Source organism: Paenarthrobacter sp. Z7-10 (assembly GCF_026932795.1).
Classification (GTDB): domain Bacteria; phylum Actinomycetota; class Actinomycetes; order Actinomycetales; family Micrococcaceae; genus Arthrobacter_M.
In genome coordinates this window covers 1-24,217 of record NZ_JADPVH010000009.1, presented here as the reverse complement: position 1 = coordinate 24,217, position 24,217 = coordinate 1, and the positions used below count along the sequence as shown (strand labels likewise).

At 64.2% G+C, this 24,217-nt stretch carries 26 protein-coding genes; 19 read left to right on the top strand and 7 right to left on the bottom strand.

Going from position 1 to position 24,217, the window contains the following annotated elements:
• The first annotated feature begins 27 nt into the window (after positions 1 to 27).
• The 4 genes from rho (at position 28) to IV498_RS04345 (ending at position 5,281) form a co-directional block, all read left to right on the top strand.
• A complete protein-coding gene (gene rho / locus IV498_RS04360) occupies positions 28 to 2,259 on the top strand; it encodes a transcription termination factor Rho (protein WP_269045385.1) in 2,232 nt (743 codons plus the stop codon).
• 84 nt (positions 2,260 to 2,343) lie between these two features.
• Entirely contained in the window at positions 2,344 to 3,417 is a 1,074-nt protein-coding gene (prfA, locus tag IV498_RS04355; protein WP_269045340.1) for a peptide chain release factor 1, read from the top strand.
• Positions 3,418 to 3,459: 42 nt separating this feature from the next.
• Positions 3,460 to 4,338, top strand: coding sequence for a peptide chain release factor N(5)-glutamine methyltransferase (prmC, locus tag IV498_RS04350; RefSeq protein ID WP_269045339.1), 879 nt, complete (start codon positions 3,460 to 3,462; stop codon positions 4,336 to 4,338).
• A gap of 4 nt (positions 4,339 to 4,342) precedes the next feature.
• Positions 4,343 to 5,281: an L-threonylcarbamoyladenylate synthase gene (locus tag IV498_RS04345; protein WP_269045338.1), complete on the top strand. Its 939-nt coding sequence runs from the start codon at positions 4,343 to 4,345 to the stop codon at positions 5,279 to 5,281.
• Here the strand turns inward: IV498_RS04345 and IV498_RS04340 are convergent.
• From IV498_RS04340 to IV498_RS04330, 3 genes are read right to left on the bottom strand one after another with little or no spacing between them, the layout of a single operon-like run.
• Positions 5,175 to 6,107, bottom strand: a complete 933-nt coding sequence (locus IV498_RS04340) for an NAD-dependent epimerase/dehydratase family protein (protein ID WP_269045337.1) — start codon at positions 6,105 to 6,107, stop codon at positions 5,175 to 5,177. The two genes, IV498_RS04345 and IV498_RS04340, sit on opposite strands and share 107 nt — an antisense overlap.
• A 35-nt stretch (positions 6,108 to 6,142) precedes the next feature.
• A complete protein-coding gene (locus tag IV498_RS04335; RefSeq protein WP_269045336.1) occupies positions 6,143 to 7,108 on the bottom strand; it encodes a glycosyltransferase in 966 nt (321 codons plus the stop codon).
• A gap of 1 nt (position 7,109) precedes the next feature.
• A complete protein-coding gene (locus IV498_RS04330) occupies positions 7,110 to 8,009 on the bottom strand; it encodes a glycosyltransferase (RefSeq protein WP_269045335.1) in 900 nt (299 codons plus the stop codon).
• 198 nt (positions 8,010 to 8,207) lie between these two features.
• Between IV498_RS04330 and IV498_RS04325 the strand changes: the two genes are divergently transcribed.
• From IV498_RS04325 to IV498_RS04265, 13 genes are all read left to right on the top strand, one after another.
• Positions 8,208 to 10,070, top strand: a complete 1,863-nt coding sequence (locus IV498_RS04325; protein WP_269045334.1) for a polysaccharide biosynthesis protein — start codon at positions 8,208 to 8,210, stop codon at positions 10,068 to 10,070.
• On the top strand, positions 10,070 to 11,344 hold the full coding sequence (locus IV498_RS04320; RefSeq protein ID WP_269045332.1) for an MraY family glycosyltransferase: 1,275 nt from the start codon (positions 10,070 to 10,072) through the stop codon (positions 11,342 to 11,344). The genes IV498_RS04325 and IV498_RS04320 overlap by 1 nt, the downstream gene beginning before the upstream one ends.
• Positions 11,311 to 11,712: a hypothetical protein gene (locus IV498_RS04315; protein ID WP_330059156.1), complete on the top strand. Its 402-nt coding sequence runs from the start codon at positions 11,311 to 11,313 to the stop codon at positions 11,710 to 11,712. Before IV498_RS04320 ends, IV498_RS04315 begins: the two co-directional genes overlap by 34 nt.
• Positions 11,702 to 12,046, top strand: coding sequence for an AtpZ/AtpI family protein (locus IV498_RS04310; protein WP_269045331.1), 345 nt, complete (start codon positions 11,702 to 11,704; stop codon positions 12,044 to 12,046). Before IV498_RS04315 ends, IV498_RS04310 begins: the two co-directional genes overlap by 11 nt.
• A 97-nt stretch (positions 12,047 to 12,143) precedes the next feature.
• Positions 12,144 to 12,938 (top strand): F0F1 ATP synthase subunit A, encoded by a 795-nt coding sequence (gene atpB, locus IV498_RS04305; RefSeq protein WP_269045330.1) that lies wholly within the window; start codon positions 12,144 to 12,146, stop codon positions 12,936 to 12,938.
• Between the two features lie 71 nt (positions 12,939 to 13,009).
• Positions 13,010 to 13,228 carry an ATP synthase F0 subunit C gene (gene atpE / locus IV498_RS04300; protein ID WP_269045329.1) on the top strand — a complete coding sequence of 73 codons (219 nt, stop codon included), beginning with the start codon at positions 13,010 to 13,012 and terminating at the stop codon, positions 13,226 to 13,228.
• A gap of 43 nt (positions 13,229 to 13,271) precedes the next feature.
• Positions 13,272 to 13,835 carry a F0F1 ATP synthase subunit B gene (locus tag IV498_RS04295; protein WP_269045328.1) on the top strand — a complete coding sequence of 188 codons (564 nt, stop codon included), beginning with the start codon at positions 13,272 to 13,274 and terminating at the stop codon, positions 13,833 to 13,835.
• Positions 13,835 to 14,674 (top strand): F0F1 ATP synthase subunit delta, encoded by an 840-nt coding sequence (locus tag IV498_RS04290; RefSeq protein WP_269045327.1) that lies wholly within the window; start codon positions 13,835 to 13,837, stop codon positions 14,672 to 14,674. The genes IV498_RS04295 and IV498_RS04290 overlap by 1 nt, the downstream gene beginning before the upstream one ends.
• Positions 14,675 to 14,785: 111 nt before the next feature.
• Positions 14,786 to 16,423 (top strand): F0F1 ATP synthase subunit alpha, encoded by a 1,638-nt coding sequence (atpA, locus tag IV498_RS04285; protein WP_269045326.1) that lies wholly within the window; start codon positions 14,786 to 14,788, stop codon positions 16,421 to 16,423.
• 74 nt (positions 16,424 to 16,497) lie between these two features.
• Positions 16,498 to 17,388 (top strand): F0F1 ATP synthase subunit gamma, encoded by an 891-nt coding sequence (locus IV498_RS04280; RefSeq protein WP_269045325.1) that lies wholly within the window; start codon positions 16,498 to 16,500, stop codon positions 17,386 to 17,388.
• A 72-nt stretch (positions 17,389 to 17,460) separates the two neighbouring features.
• Complete coding sequence (gene atpD / locus IV498_RS04275; RefSeq protein ID WP_269045324.1) at positions 17,461 to 18,915, top strand: F0F1 ATP synthase subunit beta; 1,455 nt, start codon at positions 17,461 to 17,463, stop codon at positions 18,913 to 18,915.
• Position 18,916: 1 nt separating this feature from the next.
• Complete coding sequence (locus tag IV498_RS04270) at positions 18,917 to 19,219, top strand: F0F1 ATP synthase subunit epsilon (RefSeq protein ID WP_269045323.1); 303 nt, start codon at positions 18,917 to 18,919, stop codon at positions 19,217 to 19,219.
• Between the two features lie 10 nt (positions 19,220 to 19,229).
• Entirely contained in the window at positions 19,230 to 19,661 is a 432-nt protein-coding gene (locus IV498_RS04265; RefSeq protein WP_269045322.1) for a DUF2550 domain-containing protein, read from the top strand.
• Positions 19,662 to 19,666: 5 nt separating this feature from the next.
• Here IV498_RS04265 and IV498_RS04260 read toward each other — a convergent pair whose 3' ends face one another.
• From IV498_RS04260 to nucS, 3 genes are all read right to left on the bottom strand, one after another.
• On the bottom strand, positions 19,667 to 19,870 hold the full coding sequence (locus IV498_RS04260) for a cold-shock protein (RefSeq protein WP_269045321.1): 204 nt from the start codon (positions 19,868 to 19,870) through the stop codon (positions 19,667 to 19,669).
• Between the two features lie 194 nt (positions 19,871 to 20,064).
• The gene (locus IV498_RS04255) at positions 20,065 to 21,303 is read right to left on the bottom strand and encodes an N-acetylglucosamine-6-phosphate deacetylase (RefSeq protein WP_269045320.1); all 1,239 of its coding nucleotides are present in this window, start codon (positions 21,301 to 21,303) and stop codon (positions 20,065 to 20,067) included.
• A gap of 64 nt (positions 21,304 to 21,367) precedes the next feature.
• Positions 21,368 to 22,063, bottom strand: a complete 696-nt coding sequence (gene nucS / locus IV498_RS04250) for an endonuclease NucS (RefSeq protein WP_269045319.1) — start codon at positions 22,061 to 22,063, stop codon at positions 21,368 to 21,370.
• Positions 22,064 to 22,193: 130 nt separating this feature from the next.
• Between nucS and IV498_RS04245 the strand changes: the two genes are divergently transcribed.
• Both IV498_RS04245 and IV498_RS04240 read left to right on the top strand, forming a co-directional pair.
• On the top strand, positions 22,194 to 22,520 hold the full coding sequence (locus IV498_RS04245) for an ATP/GTP-binding protein (RefSeq protein ID WP_269045318.1): 327 nt from the start codon (positions 22,194 to 22,196) through the stop codon (positions 22,518 to 22,520).
• 46 nt (positions 22,521 to 22,566) lie between these two features.
• On the top strand, positions 22,567 to 23,361 hold the full coding sequence (locus IV498_RS04240) for an alpha/beta hydrolase (protein WP_269045317.1): 795 nt from the start codon (positions 22,567 to 22,569) through the stop codon (positions 23,359 to 23,361).
• Between the two features lie 55 nt (positions 23,362 to 23,416).
• Here the strand turns inward: IV498_RS04240 and IV498_RS04235 are convergent.
• On the bottom strand, positions 23,417 to 24,217 hold an 801-nt coding region (locus IV498_RS04235), incomplete at its 5' end, for an AI-2E family transporter (protein WP_269045316.1).

The window sequence follows — 24,217 nt, the reverse complement described above, 5'->3', positions numbered from 1 at the left end:
GGGGAAGGATCCTTCGTGACAGACACCATCACCCAAACTTCGGGTTTGGACGATGCCGTTAATCCAGCAGCACCAGCTCCGGCAAAGAGCGGCGGCCTGGCCGGATTGAAGCTTGCCCAGCTTCAGGCCCTGGCGGGCCAGCTGGGCATCACCGGTGGCTCCCGGATGCGCAAGGGCGACCTTGTATCCGCCATCTCCGACCATCAGCGTGGCTCCTCCGTGGCGGACCGTCCGGCCAACGCCGCGAAGAGCGAATCCGCTCCCGACACAGCGGTCAGGGGCGGTCGAGGCGGCCGTGCCCGTCGGCAGGCCGACGCCGCCGCCGGCCAGGCACCGGAATCGGTGCAGCCGGAGACCGCCGCTGTGCCAGCCAGCCAGGCGGTGGCCGCATCTCAGCAGCCAGCAGACGAGCCGGCAGCCGAGCGCCCCGCCCGTGGGCGAGGCCGCAGCCGCAGGGCCGGAAGCGATGGCGTTCTGGCCGCCGAGAATGCCCAGTCGGGACAAAACGTCCAGGCGGGACAGAATGCCCAGGCGGGACAGAACACCCAGCCCGGACAGAATGGCCAGGGCGCCGAAGCTGCCGCTCCGGACGCCGGGGCGGCGCAGGATGGCGCCCAGGCTGAGGATGGCAACCGCCGTCAGTCGCGCACCCGCAACCGCCGCAGCGGCGAGGCGCGAAATGATGCCCGCACGGAAGCTCAGGCTGCCGCCGACACGGCGCCTAAGGCCGATGCCGCAACTGCCGCAGAGACCGGCGACGGAAACGATCAGCGGAATCAACGCAATCAGCGCGGGGACCGCAATCAGCGCAGCGACAGCCGCAATGACGGCGGTCGGAATGACAGCCGCAATGATGGCGGTCGGAACGATGGCCGCAACGATGGCGGTCGGAACGAAAGCCGCAACGACAGCCGCAACGATGGCGGTCGGAACGACGACAGCGACGGTCCCCGCAACCGGCGCAACCGCCGCGACCGCAACGACCGCTCCGGCGGCCAGGAATCGCGCAACGACCGCTTCCGCGACCGCAACGAGCGTCGCCGCGGACGCAATCAGGGACCGGACTTCGACGACGTTGAGGTAACGGACGACGATGTGCTGCTGCCCGTGGCAGGAATCCTTGACCTGCTGGACAGCTACGCCTTTGTCCGCACCTCCGGTTACCTGCCGGGCTCAAACGACGTGTATGTCTCGCTGGCCCAGGTCAAGAAGTACAACCTGCGAAAGGGTGACGCGGTGGTTGGCGCCATCCGTGCACCCAGCGAAGGTGAGGACCGCAGCCAGGCCCAAAGTGCCCGGCAGAAGTTCAATGCTCTGGTTCGCGTGACGAGTGTCAACGGCAAGACGCCCGAGGAGCTCAAGGACCGGGTTGAATTCTCGAAGCTGGTTCCGTTGTACCCCTCCGAGCGGTTGCGCCTGGAAACCGACCCGAAGAAGATTGGTCCCCGCGTCATTGACCTGGTGGCGCCCATCGGTAAGGGCCAGCGCGGTCTGATCGTTTCTCCGCCCAAGGCCGGAAAGACCCTGATCCTGCAGGCCATCGCCAACGCGATCACCATCAACAATCCCGAGGTCCACCTGATGATGGTCCTCGTCGACGAACGTCCCGAGGAAGTGACGGACATGCAGCGCACGGTCAAGGGTGAGGTCATTGCCTCCACCTTCGACCGTCCGTCGGATGACCACACCCAGGTGGCGGAGCTCTCCATTGAGCGGGCCAAGCGCCTGGTGGAAATGGGTATGGACGTTGTGGTGTTGCTGGACTCGATGACCCGACTGGGCCGGGCCTACAACAACTCGGCGCCGTCGTCGGGCCGTATTCTTTCCGGAGGTGTGGATGCAGCGGCGCTGTACCCGCCGAAGCGGTTCTTCGGGGCGGCGCGCAACATCGAAAACGGTGGCTCGCTGACCATTTTGGCCACGGCCCTGGTGGAGACCGGGTCCAAGGCTGATGAGGTTATTTTCGAGGAGTTCAAGGGCACCGGCAACATGGAGCTGCGGTTGTCCCGCCAGCTGGCGGACAAGCGCATCTTCCCGGCCGTCGATGTGAACGCCTCCGGTACACGCCGCGAAGAGAACCTGCTCTCCTCCGAGGAGGTCAAGATCATGTGGCGGCTGCGCCGGGTCCTTTCCGGCCTGGAAACGCAGCAGTCGCTGGAACTTCTGACCTCCAAGATTCGGGAGACGCAGTCAAATGCCGAATTCCTGATGCAGGTGCAGAAGACGACATTGGGCGTCAAGAGCGACAACGACAAATAGCGAAGGATCCGCCCCGCCCTCTTTAGGAGGGCGGGGCTTTTCCGTCCCCACTATTAGACTTGACTGAGTCGAAAGAGGTTTTAGATGTTTGAGTCCATCCAGGGACTGTTGGACGAGCACGCTGAGCTGCAGCTGCGGCTCAGCGATCCGGCAGTGCATGCGGACCAGTCGCTCGCCCGGAAGCTGGGGCGCCGCTATGCGGAGCTGAGCGGCATCGTGGAGGGTTACCACCAGGTCCAGACCCTCACGGATGATCTGGCTGCCGCGCAGGAAATGGCGGGGGAGGATCCGGAGTTTGCCGCCGAAGTGCCGGTGCTGGAGGGGCAGCTGCTGGCCGCGCAGGAAAAGCTGCGGCGGCTGCTGATTCCGCGGGATCCCGATGATGCCCGCGACGTCATTCTCGAGGTGAAGGCCGGCGAAGGTGGCGACGAATCCGCGTTGTTCGCCGCGGACCTGGTCCGGATGTACACCCGCTACGCGGAGCAGCGCGGCTGGAAGACGGAGATCATCTCGGCCACCGAGTCTGATTTGGGCGGCTACAAGGACATTTCCATTGCGGTCAAGGGCCGGTCCAATGACCCTGCCGAAGGCGTGTATGCCCGGCTGAAGTTCGAGGGTGGCGTGCACCGGGTGCAGCGCGTTCCGGTCACCGAATCGCAGGGACGGATCCACACTTCCGCTGCAGGTGTGCTGGTGCTGCCGGAGGTGGATGAGCCCGAGGAAGTCGCGATCAGCCAGAATGATCTGAAGATTGACGTCTACCGCTCCTCGGGTCCCGGTGGCCAGTCCGTCAATACGACCGACTCCGCGGTGCGCATCACCCATTTGCCCACCGGCATTGTGGTTGCAATGCAGAACGAGAAGTCGCAGCTGCAGAACAAGGAAGCCGGCATGCGCGTACTCCGTGCCCGGATCCTGGCGCATCAGCAGGCAATCATCGACGCGGAGAACTCCGCCACCCGCAAATCGCAGATCCGCACCATGGACCGCTCCGAGCGCATCCGGACCTACAACTATCCCGAGAACCGGATTGCTGATCATCGGACCGGTTATAAGGCCTACAATCTGGACACGGTGATGAATGGCGAGCTGGAGCCGGTGGTGCAGTCGGCGATCGAAATGGACGAGCAGGCCCGGCTCGACGCCATCGGCGACTAACATGGGCAATCGATTGGCGGGACGGGCCGGCGGGCAACGGCGGTGAGCCCTCGTACCTTGGCGCAGGCGGTAACCGATGCTACCAGAACCTTGGCCGAAGCAGGTGTCCCGTCGCCCCGGGTGGACGCCGAGCTGCTGGCCGACCACCTGCTGAAAGTGGGGCTTGGGCGACTGCGTGCCATGCTGCTCGGGACTGCTCCCGAGCCGGAGGGCTATTCCGACTTGATTGCCGAACGGGCCAGTCGCGTCCCGCTGCAGCACATCACCGGGACGTCGTTTTTCCGCCACCTCGAGCTGGCCGTGGGTCCCGGGGTTTTCCTGCCCCGGCCGGAAACGGAGTCCGTGGTGCAGCTGGTCATCGATAGGCTGCAGCGGGCGGATGCCCCCATGGCTCCGCTAGTGGTCGATCTGGGCACCGGTTCGGGTGCCATCGCGGGGTCCATTGCCACCGAAGTCCCGGGATCGCGGGTGTACGCGGTGGAATTGAGCCCGCTGGCGCATGCCTGGGCGGAGCGGAATCTCGCACCGCTCGGCGTCACCTTGGTACAGGGCGACCTGCGTACCGCCTTTCCGGAGCTGGAGGGCCGCTGCGACGTTGTGGTTTCCAACCCGCCGTACATTCCGTCCGGGGCTGTGCCCAACGAGCCCGAAGTTGCCGAGCACGATCCGCAGATGGCTCTGTTTGGCGGCGGGGCGGACGGAATGGAACTGCCGGCGGCGGCAGTTCTTTCGGCGGTCCGGTTGCTGCGCCAGGGGGGATATTTTGTCCTGGAGCATGCGGAAGTGCAGGGTGCCCGGATGGCGGCGCTGCTGCAGGAATCACCCTACTGGGGCGAGGTGACCTCGCATCGTGACTTGAACGGCAAAGAGCGGGCCACCAGTGCGGTGCGGCAAGCCCCTCCTGCGGAAATGAGAGAATAACTCTGTGAGCACCACTTCCTATGACTGCAGCAGCGACGATCAACGCGCCGAGGGTCTGGCCCATGCCCAGCGGGCCCTGGCCCACAAACAGGTGGTGGTGATGCCCACGGACACCGTCTATGGGATTGCCGCGGACGCGTTTTCACCGCAGGCGGTGGCAACCTTGCTGGCCGCTAAGGGCCGCGGGCGCTCAATGCCGCCGCCTGTGCTGATACCGCGGATCCAGACCATGGATGGGTTGGCCGCCGAGGTCAGCGAGGACGCCCGCAAGCTGGCGTCCGCCTTCTGGCCCGGGGGATTGACCCTGATTTTCCATGCTCAGCCAACGCTCACCTGGGACCTTGGCGACACGATGGGCACCGTGGCGTTGCGGATGCCGCAGGACCAACTGGCCCTGGATCTGCTGACGATCACCGGGCCGTTGGCCGTGTCATCGGCTAACCGCACCGGCCATCCAGCAGCGCGGACGGCCGCCGAAGCCCTCGCCCAGCTGGCCGAGTCGGTGGAGGTTTACCTGGAGAACGGATGGCGGCCGGCCGAGGATGCCGAGGCGTTGTCTTCGACCATTGTGGACACCACGGGGGAAGTGCCCAGGGTGGTCCGGACCGGCGCGGTGAGTTTGGAGCAGCTGCGGGCCGTGGTGCCGTCGGTGCTGGGACCGGATGAAGCGGTCGCGGAGGCCGACTACGACGGCAGCAGGGCGGCTGCGGCCGAAGCTGAACCAACGGTGCTGCAGGAACATCAGGTGGACGAACTCAGCGCGTTCGCCGCCGCCGATGGCGATTTCTCGGCGGCGTTCAGTGCCGGCGCGGGTACCGCTGCCGGTGACGACGCGGCTAACGTCCCGGCTGAGCCGGCCGCAGCACGGCCGCAACCTGAGACTGGGGAGCGATCATTACCGATTCAGCCCAGCCCGGATCCTGAGCCTGGCCGAACCACATAAGCTCGACGCGCCGCACGGTGCCGTGCAGGCGTTCTCCGAGCAGCCGGGACACCAGATAGCCGGTGCGCACCAGCAGCCGGCAGACCCCGGCCGGCAGCGTCCGAGGTTGCCGTCCGCCCGCTGCTGCGAGCACCGCCGTGACGCTCAGTCCTTCCCACGGCTGCAGCACCACGGCGGGGACACGGCCGGCATGCAGTCCCACTTCGGCGACGAACCAGGCCAGCGCGTGGATTGAACTGACGGGCGTCGGAGCCGTACCGGGGGCGGCAACCGAGGCTAAGGCTGAGGCCGCGAGCCGGCGCAGCGCCACCGTCGTCGGCCGTTCGGGACCCTGAACCGATGTCGCGCGCAGTACCACGAGTTCCAAACCACTCTCCGGCAGGGCTGCCAAGGCTTCCTCGGCCAGGGCTTTCGAGCGGGAGTAGGCAGAGAACGGCGTCCGCTCGGCCGATTCGTCCAGCACCGGCCGATGGCCCTGGACTGCGGCGCTGCTCAGGTGAATGACTCGGGACACGCCGGCATCCTTGGCCGCGATTGCCACCAGCACGGGGAGCAGCGCGTTGGCACCTGTGAGCTCCGGTGATCCGGTGTGCCCGGGAGCTGCGAGGCCTGCCGCATTGATCACCACCTCGGCGCCGGCGAAGTCCGCCGCCAGCAATTGCCGCAGCGGTGAGCAGGATGCTTCGCGCACGATGGCGGCCGGGTCCGCAGCGGAGCTGGCGATATGGGGAGCCCGCACGCCGCGGGCAGGAATTCCGCGTCCGGCCAGCTCGGCGGCCACGGCCGAGCCGACAAATCCGCTGGCACCCACCACGACCCACGCCACCGGCGCCCTGCTTTCTGAATCCCCGGTTGCAGCCATCACTTATTGGTCTCCCCTTCACCGGGCAGGGGCGGCATCGGCTGCCAGCCGGTGTCCCGCAAGAGCGCGCGGGAATCCCGCCAGCCGCTCCACAGTTTCGCTGTCCCGGCCCAGCGGTGTTCCACTGCCAGCAGGCGCAGCATCTCCTTGGACGCCGTGAGCAGCGTCCCGAGCGCGAAGCCAAAGCGGTTGTAGCGCCCGTGCAGCTGCAGATATTTGGCCACGTAGGCCCGGTTGCGCATCACATGGTAACGGCTTAGGTCCGAGGAATCATTGAGGTGCCGGACGCCGAGGTCAATCTGCTTTTGCGGCCGGACCTTGCGCAGCACGAACTCATTGACGTAAACCACGGGCCGCTGCAGTGAGACCAGCCAGCCATAAACCGTGTCATCCCAGTTCAGGAAAAATCGCGGATCCGGCAAGCCCACGCTCCGGGCCGCCGCGGCGCTGATCAGCATGCCTTCAAAACAGCCGACATTGGTGCGGAAGGCGTCCGAGGCGGAAAAGACGTTTCCGGGCACCGGCAGCGCAAGGGCCAGGAAGGTATTGAAGTTGTGCTGCCAGAAGAACGGCTTTGAGTTGCTGTCGTAGCGCCGCCCGATGATGCACTCATAGCGTTCCATCCAAGGCCGGAAGGCGCCCACCGCGCCCGGCAGGGCTTCGACGTCGTCGTCCATCAGCCACAGCCAGCGTGCGCCGGAGTCCAGCGCGCGCTCCACGCCCGCGCTGAAGCCGCCGGACCCACCGCGGTTTTCGGGCAGCCGGTGGTGCAGCAGTGGAATGGCGGAGGCCGCCGCGGCCGCCGCAATCACGGCGCCGGTGCCGTCCGTACTGGCGTTATCCACCACGACGACGGCGTCCGGCGCCGGGTCGAGGGCGGCCACCGAGGCCAGCAGGGACGCCAAATAGGTGGACCGGTTATAGGTGACGATGACGAGGAAAAACCCCTCGTGGCGGGGATCCACCTCAGAAGCCCTGGTCCCGGGGCGGGCCGAATTTTGTTCCGCGGACGCCGGCGGTGTAAGCAGCCGCCCAGCGCAGCAACCCCTTAGGGTCGCGCGTCCTGGCAAAGTACAGCGGATAGCCCACCGCGTCCGCCAGCAGTGAGCGCAGCCGCCGGTGTTTGCGCATCAGGTGGCCGCGGTTGCGGTAGTAATAGAACCGTTTGAAGTCCGTTTCCGGGACCAGGACGTGGAGTCTGTCGCCGAGCACATGCTGCACCTCGGCCCAGCCGGGGGGATGGCTCAGAGCCACGCTCGTCACAGTGCCGAAGGGTATTTTGGCCGCCCGCAGCCGCATCATGAAATCGGTTTCATCGCCTCGGATAAACAGCCGCAGATCAGGCAGTCCCACACGGAAAAAGACGTCGGAACGGACCAGGGCGCCGTTAAAGAACTGGGCCACATCCGGGATGAACCCGAGCGGTTCCACCTCATCACGCTCATGCGTCAGGTGGCCGTGCAGGCGGAACGGAAAGGAAAGTTTACGGGGCTGGCCGGGAGCCACGATCAATGGCACCACCACGTCCAGGGAACGTTCGTTGGCCGCCCGCAGGAGGGCGGCCAATGTATTCGGATCCTCCGGGTGGGCATCGTCGTCCATGATCCAGACCCACCGCGCACCGGAGGCGATCGCGCTCAGGATGGCCAGCGAAAACCCGCCGGCACCGCCGAGATTAGCCAGCGAACGGACGTAGTTCACGCCGCTTCCAGCCGCATGCGCCACGTCCCGGACCGGCGTTGTGCCCGAGTCCACCAGCGTGACGGACTGCAGTGGATGGCTTTGCGCGGCCAGGGCAGCCAACAGGATCCGGACATCGTCGGGACGGTCGAAAGTCACGGCCGCCACGGCCACGGTGTCCTGCAAGGGTTGTCCTCTCCGGCCGCGGCTGCATTCGCGAACGGCAGCACGGCTAACTCGGATGATGGGCGATTAAGATTAGTATCTTTGTAGGTTCCACTTTAGTACAGCCAGATTCAGCGGGCGTGTACCGCCCGGGACAGGCAGAAGGCGGGCCACCGCCGGTAAGGCAACTTTTTACTATGAGCAGCACGGAAAAAACAATTGAAGAATAAGAGCGAGACCGGTTCCGCTTCGGCGCCGCCGCCGCGCGAGGAGAAACCGGCACTGTGGCTCTGGTCTCAGTTTGCATTGGATTCGCTGGCCTGGATCGTGGCCATTGCGCTGGCGCTGCTGCTTCGCTACGAACTTGATGTCACGCTGATCAGCTACTGGGGCGCCACCGCGCTGACGGCCGTGGCGGTGGCAACGCAGCTGCTCGCCGGTTGGGGTTTCGCTCTCTATCGCGGCCGGTACAGCTTCGGCAGTTTCCACGAGGCCCGGCTGCTGGTGGCGGTCACCGTCATCGTCGCGGCCACCACGGTGATCTTCGACTTCATTGTCTATAAGGAAATCCACATTGCGCGCAGCATTGGCGCCATTGCCTTTCCCTTTGCCTGCCTGTTCATGGCGGCCGTGCGCTACATCAAGCGGCTCTACGTTGAGGGCAAGGCCCGTCCGGGTGAGGGCGCACAGCGGACGCTGGTCTATGGAGCTGGATTCCTTGGCAACTCGCTGGTTAACCGCATGCTGCAGGATCCCTCCTCGCCGTACTTCCCGGTAGGTCTGGTGGATGATGATCCGGCCAAAAAGCATTTGCGGCTGTCCTCGGTCTCCGTGCTGGGCCGCGGAACGGACCTGCCCGACGTCGTCCGCCGCACCCGGGCGAGTGTGCTGGTGCTGGCCTTTGGGCAGGTGGAGGCCGCCAAGGTGCGCGAGATCTCCGACGCGGTGGCCGGGCTGAGGGTGCGCGTTCTGGTGCTGCCGCCGCTGAAGGACATGCTCTCCGGCGAGGGTGCGGGTATCTCGGACTTTCGTGAAGTCGACGTGGAGGACCTGATCGGGCGCCGCCCGGTGGACATCGAGGTGGAGCAGATCGTTGGCTATGTCGCGGGAAAGCGCGTCCTGGTCACCGGCGCCGGCGGCTCGATCGGCTCCGAACTGTGCCGCCAGCTCTCCGGATTCAAGCCCGCGGAGCTGATCATGCTGGACCACGACGAAACCGGCCTGCAGCACACCCAGATTTCGATTTCCGGTCATGGTCTGCTCAACGGCCGCGACACGGTACTAGCCGACATTCGTGATGCCGCGGCGATAGCCGCGATTTTCCGCGACAGGCGCCCGGAAGTGGTTTTCCATGCCGCCGCGCTCAAGCATGCACCGCTGCTGCAGCAGTATCCGCAGGAAGCGTGGAAAACGAATGTGCTGGGCACACTGAACGTGCTTCGGGCCGCCCAGGCCGTTGCGGTGACGAGCTTCGTCAATGTCTCCACGGACAAGGCTGCCAGTCCCACCACCGCGCTGGGACACTCCAAAAGGAGCGCGGAAAAGCTCACCGCCTGGGCTGCGCAGCAGACGTCCAGTACTTACGTTTCGGTGCGCTTCGGCAACGTGATCGGCAGCCGCGGCTCCATGCTGCCGCTGTTCAGCGAACAGATCCGCAACGGTGGCCCGCTGACCGTCACCCATCAGGACGTGACCCGGTTCTTCATGACCATCCCGGAGGCCTGCCAGCTGGTGATCCAGGCTGGGGCAATCGGCAACGGCGGCGAGGTGCTGATCCTGGATATGGGCGAGCCGGTGAAGATTTTGGATGTGGCACGTCGGATGATCGCCATGTCCGGACGCGACATCAACATCGTCTTTACCGGACTGCGGCCGAGCGAAAAAATGCACGAACAGCTGGTTGGTGTCGGGGAAACCAACGCCAAGGCGCTGCATCCCAAAATTTCGCAGACCACAGCGCCGGCCCAGGACCCGGCCTCACTGGACTTGGACGTCTGGCTGCAGCGCTGCAGGCTGGAGTCCGGAGCGGAACCGTCGGAGCTGGATGATTCCGACGATGGTGCACTGGCGGCGGGTGCCTGATGGCCGCCCTGGTTGCCGGCGTGGCACTGGTGCTGAGCCTGGTCCTGCCGCTGGCATTCAAGCCCTGGCTGGTCCGGCTCGGAGTGCTGGACATCCCATCGGAACGCTCATCGCACACGGTGCCGACCATCCGCGGGCTCGGCATCACGGTTGCACTGGCGGCCGCGGCGGCGATGCTGACGGCGTTGTTCGCACCGCCGGCAGCCCCGGCGGATCGATGGACACTGATCGTGTGCGTGCTGGTCATGGCGGCCGCCGCAGCGGTGGGATGGATTGAGGATCTGCGCGGTCTGGGCATTCGGATCCGGGCCGCTGTCCAACTGGGCCTTGGCCTGCTGGCCACCGCGGCATTGGCGCTGCTCGCCGGTGGATATGCCTACTGGTGGATTCCGGCGGGAGCCGTGGCGGTGGCGGCCTACATCAATGTGGCCAACTTTATGGATGGCATCAATGGCATATCGGGCAGCCACGGCCTGGTGGTTGGGGGTTTTTATGCTTTGGCTGGTCACCTTACCGGGCACAGCTGGCTGGTCTATGCCGGGCTGGCGATCGCGGGCTCCTTCGCGGGTTTCCTGCCCTGGAACCTGGGCCGGGCCCCAGTTTTCCTTGGTGACGTGGGCAGCTATCTGCTCGGCGGCGGCATATCGGTCACGGCGGTGGCGGCGTTCCTCGCGGGGGTGCCGGTGGAGTACATTTTTGCCCCGGTGCTGATTTACCTGGCCGACACTTTTGTAACGCTGATCAGGCGGATCGTGGCGGGGGAGCGCTGGTATGCCTCACACCGCCAGCATGCCTATCAGCGGCTCACCATCGTCGGGCTGAGCCACCTGCAGGCCACCGCGGTGGTGAGCGCCGCGACGGTGGCCACCGGCATGCTCGGACTGCTCGCCGCGGACGGCAGGCCGGGGGTATCCGCCGCTGCCGCCGTGGGCTGTGCGGTGCTGGTGCTGCTCTATCTGCGCACGCCGACCATCTTCGCGCGTTTGATCAAGCGCCGGGGCCGCCGTCCGGTGGGCTCGGGACTAACTTCTATCTCGTGTAGAATTTTGGTACGGCGAACAACCGTTCCCCTGTTTCGCTGGCTTCCAGACCAAAGCCTCCCGGCAGAAAAGACTGAAGAGTGCACAACGATTCCAGCGCTGACCGCGGCTCCACGCCGCCGGCCGGGATCGCCGCATCCGGCCCCACCGCATCGCCGTGGCTGCGGATTTTGGCCTCCTGCGCCACAGCGGCCGCCATCGTGGTGGCAGTGGTGGCGCTCATTTCCGGTTTGACCGCAGGTGCTGCCGCCGCACTGAGCGCAGTCTTCGGCGCCGGCGTCGTCGTGCTGTTCTTCACGCTTTCACTGCTGGTGGGGCACTACGTCGGACGCCGGAACCCCTCCGGTGCCATTGGTGTCTTCCTGGTGACGTACCTGGTGAAGATCGTTGGTTTCGCTGCCGTGCTCTATTTCATCGGCACCCCGGGCTGGCTGAACGGGACCTGGTTTTTCATCTGCGCCGTTGCGACGGTACTGGTCTGGCAGGCGGTGGAGGTTTTTGTCTTCAGCCGCACCCGGCACCAATTGTTCAATGATCCCGTGCAGGACCGCGCGCCCTATGGTGGCGCCGGGACCAAGGGCGGAGAAGACCATGAGCGCTGAGGAACGCACCGGCGCCGGAGCCAGCCCGGAACCGGGGGACAGCGGCAAAACCTCCATAGCGGCCTCGGGCTCGGCCAGCCGCAACGGCACCGGTGGCTACAACGCTGGAATGGCTGTTTTCAGCTATATTATTGGCGGAATCCTTGTCTGGAGTTTGATAGGCTGGGGACTGGATATTTTGCTCCATGCCAGCTGGTTCGTATTGATCGGTGCCTTTGTAGGCCTGGCAGGCGGGTTCTATCTATCCTTCGCCCAACGACTTCACCGCCATCGCTCCGGCAATGCTGCGGGGCCGCGGGAGGCGCAGGACCGGTCGGATTCCGGGCAATCATGATGCCAATCTTTTTTCATATCGTTGGGGGCAACGGTGCGCTAGCTTCACCGGTTCCCCATTCCATGCCCAAAGACGGACACTGCAGAGAGGAAACGCGTTGATCGCGCTTACGCTCCCCGCCCAAGAGGGTGGAACCTTTACCCCACCGGGCGTTTCCAGCCACCTGCCAGCGATTTTCAGCATCGGAAGCTTCGACTTCACCAAGCAGATGTTGCTGGTCCTTCTTTCCGTGGTGCTGATCGCCTGGTTCTTTATTGCCGCCGGGCGCAAGGGCCAGCTGGTTCCCGGCCGGCTGCAGTTCGCCGGCGAAATGGGATATAACTTCGTCCGCAACTCCGTCGCCAAGGATGTGATTGGTGGCAAGGACTTCGTCAAATACGTTCCGCTGCTGTTCACGTTGTTTTTCTTTATTCTGGTCAACAACATTTACGGTGCGATTCCGATCCTGCAGCTGCCCAGCTTCTCGCATGTCGGCGGAACCTATCTGCTGGCAATCGTGGTCTACGTGATCTGGATCAGTGCTGGAGTCCGGCGCAACGGCGTGAAGTTCTTCAAGATGGCAGTGGTGCCCAGCGGTGTTCCGTGGCCCATCCTGCCGCTGGTCGTGCCGATCGAGATCATCTCCAACTTCGTGGTCCGCCCGATGACACACAGCCTCCGTCTTTTTGCCACCATGCTCTCCGGCCACCTGATTGTGCTCATCGCCGGATCCGGCATCGAATTCCTGCTGGCCCAGGAGGGCTTCCTGCTCAAGGGCACCTCGCTGCTGGTACTCATTGGCGCGGTGGCCATGTACATGCTCGAAGCGCTGATCATGGTGCTCCAGGCGTATGTCTTCACGCTGCTGACCGCGATTTACATCGAGGGCGCCATCCATGCGGACAGTCACTAAATATTAAGCATTCCCCCCGGGGGATATCACGACCCAAACAACCTGCCTCCGGGCATCTTGAAAGGAACATCATGAACGGCACAATCAACGGCTCAATCAACCTTATTGGTTATGGTCTTTCGGCAATCGGTGGAGCCATCGGGGTGGGCCTGGTTTTCGCCGCCTACATCAATGGTGTGGCCCGCCAGCCTGAAGCACAGCGCGTGCTGCAGCCCATCGCGTTCCTGGGCCTGGCCCTCACCGAAGCCCTGGCAATCCTCGGCCTCGTGTTTGCGTTCGTTCTCAAGTAAAGAACGACTGTTAACCGATTCGAGCAGATAGGACGGGTGAAATATGAATAATCTTCTGATTTCCGCCGCCGCAGACTCAGAAAACCCACTGCTGCCCAACGTGTGGGAAATAGTGATTGTCGGCATCGGATTTGTGATCCTGATGATCATTGCGGTCAAGTACGTGGTTCCGATGTTTGAAAAGACCTACGCCGCGCGGACCGAGGCCATCGAAGGTGGCATCGCCAAGGCTGAGAAGGCCCAGGCCGAGGCATCGGCCGCGCTCGAGGAGTACAAGCAGCAGCTCACCGATGCCCGCGCGGAAGCAAACCGCATTCGCGAGGAAGCACGGGGTGAAGGTGCGCAGATTTTGGCTGACCTGAAAGACAAGGCTGCGGCTGAGTCGGCGCGCATCACCGAGCAGGCGCATGTCGCCATTGCCGCCGAGCGTCAGGCCGCCGTCGTTTCGCTGCGTTCCGAAGTGGGAACGCTCGCCACGACGCTGGCCGGCCGCATCGTGGGTGAGGCACTGGAAGACGATGAGCGCTCAACCCGCGTCGTCGACCGCTTCCTGGCGGATCTGGAAAACCAGGGTCTGGAAAACCAGGACGCGGGTGCAGTTCAGTAATGGCTGGAATATCGGGCGAATCGCTGAAGGCGGCCCTGGCTGACCTGGAGAGCGTACTCCCCACCGCATCGCTGCCGTTGGCGGAGGAGCTTTTCGGCATCCTGGCGACGCTGGACAGCTCGGCTGGCCTGCGCCGTGCACTGACTGATCCTTCACGGAGCGCAGAGGCAAAGGCGGCCTTGGTGAGGTCGCTGGTCAACGGCAAAGTGTCGGCGCAGGCCGGGGACCTGGCTGCCGCGCTGGCTGCTTCGCGTTGGGCAAACGTCCGTGACCTTGGCGATGCACTCGAGACCATGGCCGCAACGGTGGCGATCGCGGTAGCCGAAAACCGGCCCGGATCCTCGTCGGGAGGCGCCGTTTCCGGCATCTCGGGCCTTGAGCAGTTGGAGAGCGACTTGTTCGCCTTCAGCCGGGCCGTTGATTCCAGCCACGAGGTGCAGCGCGCGCTGTCCGAGCCGCAGGCCTCTGATGCGGCGAAGTCCGCGCTGGCGATGAAATTGGTGCCGGCGGCCGGTGAGGAAGCGCGGGTGCTGATCCAGCAGGCCGTGAGCCACCCGCGCGGCATCAAGGCCACAAAACTCGTCGAGTGCTTCGCCACCTTGGCAGCCGAGCGCCAGCAGCGCTGGATCGCAGCGGTCAGCGTCAGCCGTCCGTTAACTCCGGCCCAACTGGACCGGCTGCAGTCCGGGCTCAACGCCTTGTACGGGCGTGAACTCAAGGTCAACACCATCGTGGACCCAACCTTGATTGGTGGGGTCCGCGTCCGGGTAGGGGATGAAGTAGTGGATGCTTCGGTAATTTCCCGCCTTGGCGACCTTCGCCGCCAGCTCGCTGGCTAGGCGCAAGGGCAACAAGAGTCGAAATTGGCCGTCGCTCAGCAGAGCCGAACCGGTCGAAAACCAGGTCATCTCATACACGATGATCACGAAATAGGAGAGCAGGGACTGCAGATGGCCGAATTGACCATCAACGCCGACGACGTCCGTAATGCGTTGAACGAGTTCGCGGCGTCCTACGAGCCTGGCAACGCCGAACGCGTTGAGGTTGGCCGCGTAGCCGCGGCCGGTGACGGCATCGCCCGTGTCGAGGGACTTCCCTCGGTCATGGCCAACGAGCTGCTGCGCTTTGAGGACGGCACACTGGGCCTGGCCCAGAACCTTGATGTCCGGGAAATCGGTGTCATCGTTCTTGGTGACTTCGCCGGCATCGAGGAAGGCCAGGAAGTTCACCGGACCGGTGAAGTTCTGTCCGTACCCGTCGGGGATGCCTTCCTTGGCCGCGTGGTCGACCCGCTGGGCGTGCCCATCGACGACCTGGGCGAGATCAAGGCCGAAGCCCGCCGTGCCCTGGAGCTGCAGGCTCCCGGGGTCACGCAGCGTAAGTCGGTGCACGAGCCGATGCAGACGGGCCTGAAGGCCATCGACGCGATGATCCCGATCGGCCGCGGCCAGCGTCAGCTGATCATCGGTGACCGGCAGACCGGCAAGTCCGCCATCGCCATTGACACCATCATCAACCAGAAGGCCAACTGGGCCTCCGGGGACGTGAAAAAGCAGGTCCGCTGCATCTACGTCGCGATCGGCCAGAAAGCGTCCACGATTGCCGCCATCCGGCAGACTCTGGAAGACAACGGCGCACTGGAGTACACCACGATCGTCGCTTCGCCTGCCTCTGACCCGGCCGGCTTCAAGTACCTTGCGCCCTACGCCGGTTCGGCCATTGGCCAGCACTGGATGTACGGCGGCAAGCACGTCCTGATCGTCTTTGATGATCTGTCCAAGCAGGCCGAGGCATACCGCGCCGTGTCACTGCTGCTGCGCCGGCCGCCGGGCCGCGAGGCTTACCCGGGCGACGTGTTCTACCTGCACTCCCGTCTGCTCGAACGCTGTGCCAAGCTCTCCGATGAACTCGGGGCCGGTTCCATGACGGGCCTTCCGTTGATCGAGACCAAGGCCAACGATGTCTCGGCCTACATCCCGACCAACGTGATCTCCATTACCGATGGCCAGATCTTCCTGCAGTCGGACCTCTTCAACGCCAACCAGCGTCCCGCCGTCGACGTGGGTGTTTCGGTCTCCCGCGTTGGAGGTGCCGCGCAGGTGAAGTCCATGAAGAAGGTTTCGGGGACGTTGAAGCTGGATCTGGCGCAGTACCGCGACATGCAGGCGTTTGCGATGTTCGCCTCGGATCTGGATGCGGCCTCGCGCCAGCAGCTGACCCGTGGTGCGCGCCTGATGGAGCTGCTCAAGCAGGGCCAGTACTCACCCTTCCCGGTGGAGGACCAGGTCGTGTCGATCTGGGCCGGCACCAAGGGCCACCTCGACGACGTTCCGGTGGAGGACATCAGCCGCTTCGAGTCGGAGTTCCTGGAGCACCTGCGGCACAGCTCGTCGGTACTGACCACGCTGGCGCAGACCAACGTGCTCGACGACGACACGGCCGAGGCGCTGAAGACCTCCATTCTGGCGTTCAAAAAGGGCTTCTTCGGTGAGGGTGACAACCACATGGTTGGCGCCGGACACGAAGAGTACGACCCGTTGGCCGACTCCGATGTTGACCAAGAGAAGATCGTCAAGCAGAAGCGCTAGTTCCGCTGGGGGACCTGTTCAAAGCCGAAAGGCTTTGGCGGGTCCCGCCGCCGGGATCCTAGGAAAGGAAGAGTATGGGAGCCCAGATCCGGGTCTACCGCCAGAAGATTGCCTCGACGACGTCGATGCGGAAGATCTTCAAGGCGATGGAACTGATCGCGACCTCGCGCATTGGTAAGGCCCGCGCGCGCGTGACGGCCTCGCTGCCGTATGCGAACGCCATCACCCGTGCCGTTTCCGCGGTGGCATCGCAGAGCGAAATTGACCACCCGCTCACGACCGAACCCGAGCAGATCCGCCGTGCCGCCGTCGTCATCGTGACTTCGGACCGCGGCCTGGCGGGATCCTACTCCGCGGGCGTGCTCAAGCAATCCGAGGCATTGTCCGAGCTGCTGCGCGGTGAGGGTAAAGAGGTCCGCTATTTCCTGGTCGGCCGCAAGGCGCAGGCTTACTTCGATTTCCGCGGCCGCAGTTTCGAGCGGGTCTGGACCGGCGGCACCGACGCTCCGGAATTCAGCACTGCCAAGGAGATCAGCGCCGCGGTGCTTGAAGCATTCGGCACCGACTTCGACAAGGGTGGCGTGGATGAAATCCATGTGCTCTCTACGCGGTTCCAGTCGATGGTGGTGCAGATTCCCACGGTGGTGCGGCTGCTGCCGCTGGTCGTGGAGGAGCAGGCCGCGCGCACTGAAGATCTGCTGCCGCTGTACGAATTCGAACCCGAGACGGAAAAGGTGCTCGATGCGCTGCTGCCGCGGTACATCGAATCCCGGATCTTCTCGGCCCTGCTGCAGGCCGCGGCCAGCGAGCTTGCGGCACGCCAGCGTGCCATGAAGTCCGCGGGGGATAACGCCACGGATCTGATCAAGAAGTACACCCGGTTGCGTAACACGGCGCGCCAGGCTGAGATCACCCAGGAACTTTCCGAAATTGTAGCCGGCGCGGACGCCCTGAACGCGTCCTGACCGGCCAACGGTTCGCCCGGTGCGGACCAGCTAGACTTAACCCCACGCCATCTACTGATTGAAGCGAGAGAGATGACTGCCACCACTGTTGAGCAGGTAGCCGCCAAGGCCGGTGCCAGCGGGCGAATCGCCCGCGTTATCGGCCCCGTTGTCGACGTCGAATTCCCTTCGGATGCCATTCCGGGAATTTACAACGCCCTCACCACCGAGGTGACGCTCCTGGGCGAAACCCGAACCATCACCTTTGAGACCGCCCTGCATCTGGGCGATAACCTTATCCGTGCCATTTCGCTGCAGGCCACCGACGGTCTGGTCCGCGGCACCACCGTCGTGGACACCGGATCTCCGATCACGGTGCCCGTTGGAGACGTTGTTAAAGGCCACATCTTCAATGTGCTGGGCAAGCCCCTGGACATCGCCGAGTCGGAGCTGAACATCACCGAGCGGTGGCCCATCCACCGCAAGGCCCCTGCGTTTGCCACCCTTGAGGGCTCCACCGAGATGCTGGAGACCGGCATCAAGGTGATCGATCTGCTGACCCCATACATCAAGGGTGGAAAGATCGGTCTGTTCGGCGGCGCCGGTGTGGGTAAGACGGTGCTAATCCAGGAAATGATCACCCGTGTGGCCCGCAACTTCGGTGGCACTTCGGTGTTTGCCGGCGTCGGTGAGCGCACCCGTGAGGGCAACGACCTCTGGGTCGAAATGGAAGAGGCCAACGTCCTCAAGGACACGGCCCTTGTCTTCGGCCAGATGGATGAGCCGCCGGGAACGCGCCTTCGGGTTGCGCTGTCCGCGCTGACCATGGCTGAGTACTTCCGCGATGTGCAGAACCAGGACGTGCTGCTGTTCATCGACAACATCTTCCGGTTCACGCAGGCCGGTTCTGAGGTTTCCACGCTGCTGGGCCGGATGCCTTCCGCCGTGGGCTACCAGCCCAACCTGGCGGACGAGATGGGTCTGCTGCAGGAGCGCATCACCTCCACCAAGGGCCACTCCATCACGTCCATGCAGGCCATCTACGTTCCCGCGGATGACTACACCGACCCGGCTCCGGCCACGACGTTCGCGCACTTGGACGCGACGACGGAATTGTCGCGTGAAATCGCCTCCCGCGGCCTGTACCCGGCCGTTGATCCGCTGACCTCAACGTCACGGATCATGGACCCGCAGTACATCGGCAAGGACCACTACAACACCGCGGTCCGGGTGAAGCAGATCCTGCAGAAGAACAAGGAACTGCAGGACATCATTGCCATCCTCGGTGTTGACGAACTCTCCGAAGAAGACAAGATTGTGGTGGCACGCGCCCGCCGCATCCAGCAGTTCCTGTCGCAGAACACCTACACGGCGAAGCAGTTTACCGGTGTTGAAGGCTCCACGGTTTCCATCAAGGAGACCATTGAGGGCTTCACCGCCATCTGCGACGGCGACGTGGACCACATCGCCGAGCAGGCCTTCTTCAACGTCGGCAGCATGGACGACGTCGAACGCCAGTGGTCCCAGATCCAAGAGTCGACCAAGTAATATGGCCGGCACTTCTGAGCTTCAGGTGGAAATCGTCGCGGCGGACCACTTTGTGTGGTCCGGCGCGGCGACCATGGTCAAGGCCCGAACCAGTGACGGCGAGATCGGAATCCTGCCCGGACATTCACCTGTGCTGGCGATTCTCGCCGAAGGGGAGCTGGGCATAGAGCCCGTGGACGGGGGCCGCTTTGGAGTAGCTGTTGATGGTGGCTTTTTCTCCGTCGACAGCAACCGGGTGGTCATCGTGGCCGATAACGCACAATTGACCGACGCTGCTGATTCGGCCAACGCAGGGATCCGATAACCTTCCTTTGATGAACGATCCTGGAACCCCGTTCATCGTTATCGCGGCCGTATTTCTGTTATCCGTTTTGACCCTGTGCCTTTTCGGGGTGCGCCGCTTTCAATTGCGGCGTGCCCTGGGGACAGTGGATGCCTCCCTCCGCTCACCGGGAAACCAGTGGCAGTTGGGAGTTTGCCGGTATCAGGATGCGGACCTGGAGTGGTTCCGCCTGCTTTCCCTGAGCCCCAGGCCACACTATCGGTACCGCCGCAGTGCGCTGATGCTGGTGGGGCGCCGTCAACCGACCGAATCGGAACGCACCAAGGTCGCACCCAATGTCATCATAGTGACCCTGAGCTATGACGGGCAGGAAATGTTGATGGCCATGAAATTTGACGCTTATGCCGGCTTGTCCTCCTGGCTGGAGGCCGGCCCAGTGATTGGTATTGGTACCTGGCGTTAGTTCAGTTAGAGCGCTGTGACACCGGTGGCCTGCGGGCCCTTGGCGCCCTGCCCGATCTCGAACTGGACGCGCTGATTCTCGTCCAGAGACTTAAAACCGCCGGACTGGATTTCGGAATAATGGACGAACACATCGGCGTCCGAATCATCGGGGGTGATGAAGCCGAAGCCCTTTTCCGCATTGAACCACTTGACGGTTCCCTGTGCCATTTATATCTCCTCATAATGGAACTCTTTCTGCGGGCGTCAAAACACCAAACGCAGACACTTGCAAGCATTACACGGAGAATTCGGCTGGTCAACGAATACGGCTTCAAGAAACGGAAAGCCGGATTCTTTTGCTTTCCGCCGCAGCACCGCGTGCATCAGATTCATCGTCCCGGTAAGAGCACACGATTACCGAATCAGGGCTGGCCCTGCAGCCACTGGCCGTGCCGGAGCACCGAGTGCAATTCCAGGTCCTGATTGAGCACCACCGCGTCAGCCCGCAGCCCCAGCCGCAGGCTGCCTATTTCGTCGTCCAGACCCAGCATTGCGGCTGGTACCCCTGTTGCGGAGAGGACGGCCTCGTGCAGCGGGACTCCCGCGGCGACGGTTCGGCGGACCACCTCGAGCAGCGTGGCCGTTCCACCGGCTATGGAACCGGAGCTGTCCAGGGTGGCCTTTCCTCCGGTCACAGTGACAGCGGAGGAACCCAGGAGGTAGGAGCCATCACTGAGCCCGGCGGCCGCCATGGAATCCGTCACGAGCAGCACGTTGGCCGCTCCTGCGAGGGCGAATACCGTCAACACAGTCTGGGCATCAAGATGGGTTCCATCGGCGATGAGTTCGACGGCGGCTTGGCCGGCCCTGGCAGCGCGCAGACAGGCCGCGACGGGACCGGGGGAGCGGTGATGCATCGGCGGCATACCGTTGAACAGATGGGTCACGGTAGGCCGGCCGCTGTTGCCATCGAAGCCGGTCGGGGCCAGCCCGTCCCGGGCCTGCGCCAGCGAAGCAGCGGCCGTTGCGTCGTCACAGGCGGTATGGCCCAGCGACGGGATGATGCCGTGGGAGGTCAGCAGGTCCACCAGCGCCCCCGCTCCGGAGAGCTCGGGGGCATAGGTGACGGTGCAGATCTGGCCCTGTCCGGCCTCGATCAGCGTGCTCATGAAGTCCAGGTCGGGCTCCCGCAGCCAGTGCGGATCCTGTGCCCCGCAGCGCGCCGCGGACAGGAACGGCCCCTCCAAATGAATTCCGGCCAGCAGTCCCTCCTCGGTCAGTGCCGAGTACAGCGCAATTCCCCTGAGCAGGTCGTCTTTGGCTGCAGTCACCATGCTGGCAAGTAGTGTCGTGGTGCCGCTGCGGTGCAGGTAATCGATGGCATCCCGGGCGGATTCCTCGTTCCCGGCGGGAAAATCTCCGCCGTGCGCACCGTGGTTGTGGACGTCCACCAACCCGGGCAGGATGGTCAGGTCCGCTCCAGAGACAGCATCCGGCTGGGCGAAACCTTCGGGATCAAAGTCACCGGCCGGTCCGGCATACACGATCCGGTCGCCTTCGAACGCGAGGACGCCGTCGTCAACAATGGCCCCATCTGTGACAAGCCGCCCGCGCAGGTACGTTCGGTCCGGGATGGGAAGGCCTGGAGCTTTCTCAGTCATGGACCGATTCTAGTTCCCCGCCGCCGGTTCATGGCCTTGTTCCGTGCGAACGGAACAAGGCGGTCTAGAACAATCGTGTCGAACTGTCGTCCGCGCCGCGCATGGCGTCATAGTCCAGGGTGAGGCATTCGATGCCGCGGTCCAGCGCCAGCACGCGCGCCTGCGGTTTGATTTGCTGCGCCGCGAAGACGCCGCGCACCGGAGCCAGCAGCGGATCCCGGTTCAGCAGCGCCAGATAGCGGGTCAGCTGCTCCACGCCGTCGATGACTCCGCGCCGCTTGAGCTCGATCGCCACGGTGGCGCCGTGCGGGTCCCGGGCCAGGATATCCACCGGCCCAATGGCGGTAAAGTATTCCCGCCGGATCAGGGTGTAGCCGTCCCCGAGGGTATGGATTTGCTCGGCCAGCAGGCGCTGCAGGTCCGCTTCCACACCGTCCTTGATCAGCCCAGGGTCAACGCCAAGGTCGTGATGGCTCTCGTGCAGCTGTTCGTGGATGTTGATGATCAGCCGGTCGTCCGTCTTGCTGGACTGCACGATCCACTGCTCCTGGACACCTTCTTCGAGTTCGGTCTCCGCCGGTGTGGTGGTGCGCACCGTGGCCGGCGGACTCATCCAGTTCAGCGGTTTGTAGGAACCGCCGTCGGAATGCACCAGGACGGACCCGTCCGCCTTGACCAGCAGCAGCCGGACGGCCAGCGGAAGGTGGGCCTTGAGGCGGCCCACGTAATCGACGGAGCACTTCGCTATGATTAAACGCACCCGGAAAACTCTACCCGGTTCGATCGCCCCGGATGTCCGCTCAGCGCTTCCCGACGGACCAGGCGAAGGTCCGTGCCGCGCTTGGCGGCAGCGGCAAACGCCAACGTGCCGGGTGCGGCAGAATGGGGGTATGCCCCGCTCGAACAGACCCCGACGCCCCGGCATGCCCCGCGGCGGTAAGGAGGTGGCCGCTCCTGAGCTGGACCTTGAGCGGGCCCGGTCCGGTTTCGCCCGGCACGAGTCCGCCCCCGACGGGGAATGGCTGGTGCGCCCCATTACGGCACGGAATGCGGCGAAGGTGTACACCTGTCCCGGCTGCCACCAGGCCGTCCAGCCGGGGCTGGCTCATCTGGTTATCTGGCGGCAGGATTCGCTCTTCGGTGCCGAGGCGGCCATTCGGGACCGCCGTCATTGGCACACCAATTGCTGGCAGACACGGCGCTACAAGTACCGCTGACGCCAAACGCCGGGACGGCGCCGCACCGGTCCGTAAACTAAAGAGCATGACTTTTGACCCAGCTTCCCTGGACTTTTCGGCCTCCGCTGCCCCGGAGCAGATCCGCGCAGCCACGGTGCTGCCAGCCCGGCGGAGGAATATCGAGCTGACGACGGCGGATGGGCTGCGTTTGGTTGGGGAGCTGGCGCTGCCGGCTACCGGCGAGCCCGCCGCGACACTCATTACGGTGCATCCACTGCCCACTCACGGCGGCTTCATGGATTCGCATGTGTTCCGGAAGGCCTCCTACCGGCTGCCTGCCTTGGCCAACATTGCCGTGCTGCGATTCAACACCCGGGGAACATCCTCCCCGCGGGGCACCAGTGAAGGCAGCTTTGACGAGGGCGTCGGGGAGCGTGCTGACCTCGAGGCGGCGGTGGCGTTCGCCGTTGCGCAGGGCCTTGAACGGCGCTGGCTGGTGGGCTGGTCGTTTGGCACCGAACTGGTGCTGAAATACGGAGCCGTTGCTCCGCTGGTGGACTGCATCGAGGGTGCGGTGCTGATGTCTCCGCCGCTGCACCGGGCCGGCGACGCCGATCTGGATGCCTGGGCTGCGGCGGACAAGCCATTGACGGTCCTGGTGCCGGAGTTCGACGATTATTTGCGTCCCGCCGAAGCTGCGGGGCGGTTCTCCAGGGTCCCGCAGGCTGACGTGATAGGCGTCCAGGGAGCCAAGCACCTGTGGGTGGGCGAAAAGTATGTCACCCGGGTGCTCAATGAGGTGACCGCCGCCGTCCTGGGCCCGTCCACCGGTTCGCTTCCGGCCGAATGGACGGGCCCCGTCGCCACCGCTTCCCCGTAATCCTCGCCACCGCGTCGCCCCACGTCCCGGCAGGCTGGTTCGTGGCGCAGCGGGGCTAGTGTTTGTCCTGGCGGGCGATAAAGAGCTCCCGGATCAGCAACATGATGGCAGCGGCCGTGGGAATGGCGATCAGGGCACCGAGCACGCCCAGCAGGGTCCCGCCGGCAATCACCGAGATCACCGCAACCGCCCCCGGGACCGCCACGGCCCGCTGCATGATGCGGGGCGAGACGAAGTAAGCCTCAAACTGCAGGTAGGCAAAGTACAGCACGGCGAACACCGCCGCGGTCTGCCAGCCGTGGGTGAGCGCCACCAAGGTCACGGTGATCGCGGCAATCAGGGAACCCACCAGCGGGATGAAGGCCAGCAGGGCGACGACGAACGCCAGCAGAACGGTGAACGGAATGCCCAGGATGGTCATGATGATGAAGGCGTAGATCGCGTTGATGACAGCCACGCAGACCTGCCCGATCACGTAGTTACCCACCGAACGGGTGATTTCCTCGCTCAGGCTTTCCACCCGCTTGCGGCCGGAACGGGGAGCCAGCCGGTAGCTCCACCGCTTCATCGCCGGCAGCGAAGCCAGGAAATACAGGCTGAGCACCAGCACAATCAGTGTGCCGAACAGGCTGTTGGCGATGGTGGAGCCGATGCCCACGACTCCGCCGAAGATTCCGCCGACGGCCTGCGAGTCCTGGAAGAACTTCGCCACCTGGACATTGATCTGGTCCCGAACATGGTACTGGGTATCGACGTTCTTAAAGAAGTCAGAGTTCAGGAAGTCGCTGATCCATCCGGGGGCGTTGGCAATCAGTTGAGTTGTCTGCCCTACGATCGTGGGGATCAGGGTGGCAAA

Excerpts from the sequence above, each read along its gene's own strand:
- atpD (WP_269045324.1), top strand. The coding sequence starts at position 17,461 with ATGACTGCCACCACTGTTGAGCAGGTAGCCGCCAAGGCCGGTGCCAGC.
- IV498_RS04265 (WP_269045322.1), top strand. The coding sequence starts at position 19,230 with ATGAACGATCCTGGAACCCCGTTCATCGTTATCGCGGCCGTATTTCTG.
- IV498_RS04290 (WP_269045327.1), top strand. The coding sequence starts at position 13,835 with ATGGCTGGAATATCGGGCGAATCGCTGAAGGCGGCCCTGGCTGACCTG.
- atpA (WP_269045326.1), top strand. The coding sequence starts at position 14,786 with ATGGCCGAATTGACCATCAACGCCGACGACGTCCGTAATGCGTTGAAC.
- IV498_RS04280 (WP_269045325.1), top strand. The coding sequence starts at position 16,498 with ATGGGAGCCCAGATCCGGGTCTACCGCCAGAAGATTGCCTCGACGACG.
- IV498_RS04270 (WP_269045323.1), top strand. The coding sequence starts at position 18,917 with ATGGCCGGCACTTCTGAGCTTCAGGTGGAAATCGTCGCGGCGGACCAC.
- IV498_RS04310 (WP_269045331.1), top strand. The coding sequence starts at position 11,702 with ATGAGCGCTGAGGAACGCACCGGCGCCGGAGCCAGCCCGGAACCGGGG.
- IV498_RS04295 (WP_269045328.1), top strand. The coding sequence starts at position 13,272 with ATGAATAATCTTCTGATTTCCGCCGCCGCAGACTCAGAAAACCCACTG.
- prfA (WP_269045340.1), top strand. The coding sequence starts at position 2,344 with ATGTTTGAGTCCATCCAGGGACTGTTGGACGAGCACGCTGAGCTGCAG.
- IV498_RS04245 (WP_269045318.1), top strand. The coding sequence starts at position 22,194 with ATGCCCCGCTCGAACAGACCCCGACGCCCCGGCATGCCCCGCGGCGGT.
- IV498_RS04240 (WP_269045317.1), top strand. The coding sequence starts at position 22,567 with ATGACTTTTGACCCAGCTTCCCTGGACTTTTCGGCCTCCGCTGCCCCG.
- IV498_RS04260 (WP_269045321.1), bottom strand. The coding sequence starts at position 19,870 with ATGGCACAGGGAACCGTCAAGTGGTTCAATGCGGAAAAGGGCTTCGGC.
- atpE (WP_269045329.1), top strand. The coding sequence starts at position 13,010 with ATGAACGGCACAATCAACGGCTCAATCAACCTTATTGGTTATGGTCTT.
- IV498_RS04320 (WP_269045332.1), top strand. The coding sequence starts at position 10,070 with ATGGCCGCCCTGGTTGCCGGCGTGGCACTGGTGCTGAGCCTGGTCCTG.
- IV498_RS04255 (WP_269045320.1), bottom strand. The coding sequence starts at position 21,303 with ATGACTGAGAAAGCTCCAGGCCTTCCCATCCCGGACCGAACGTACCTG.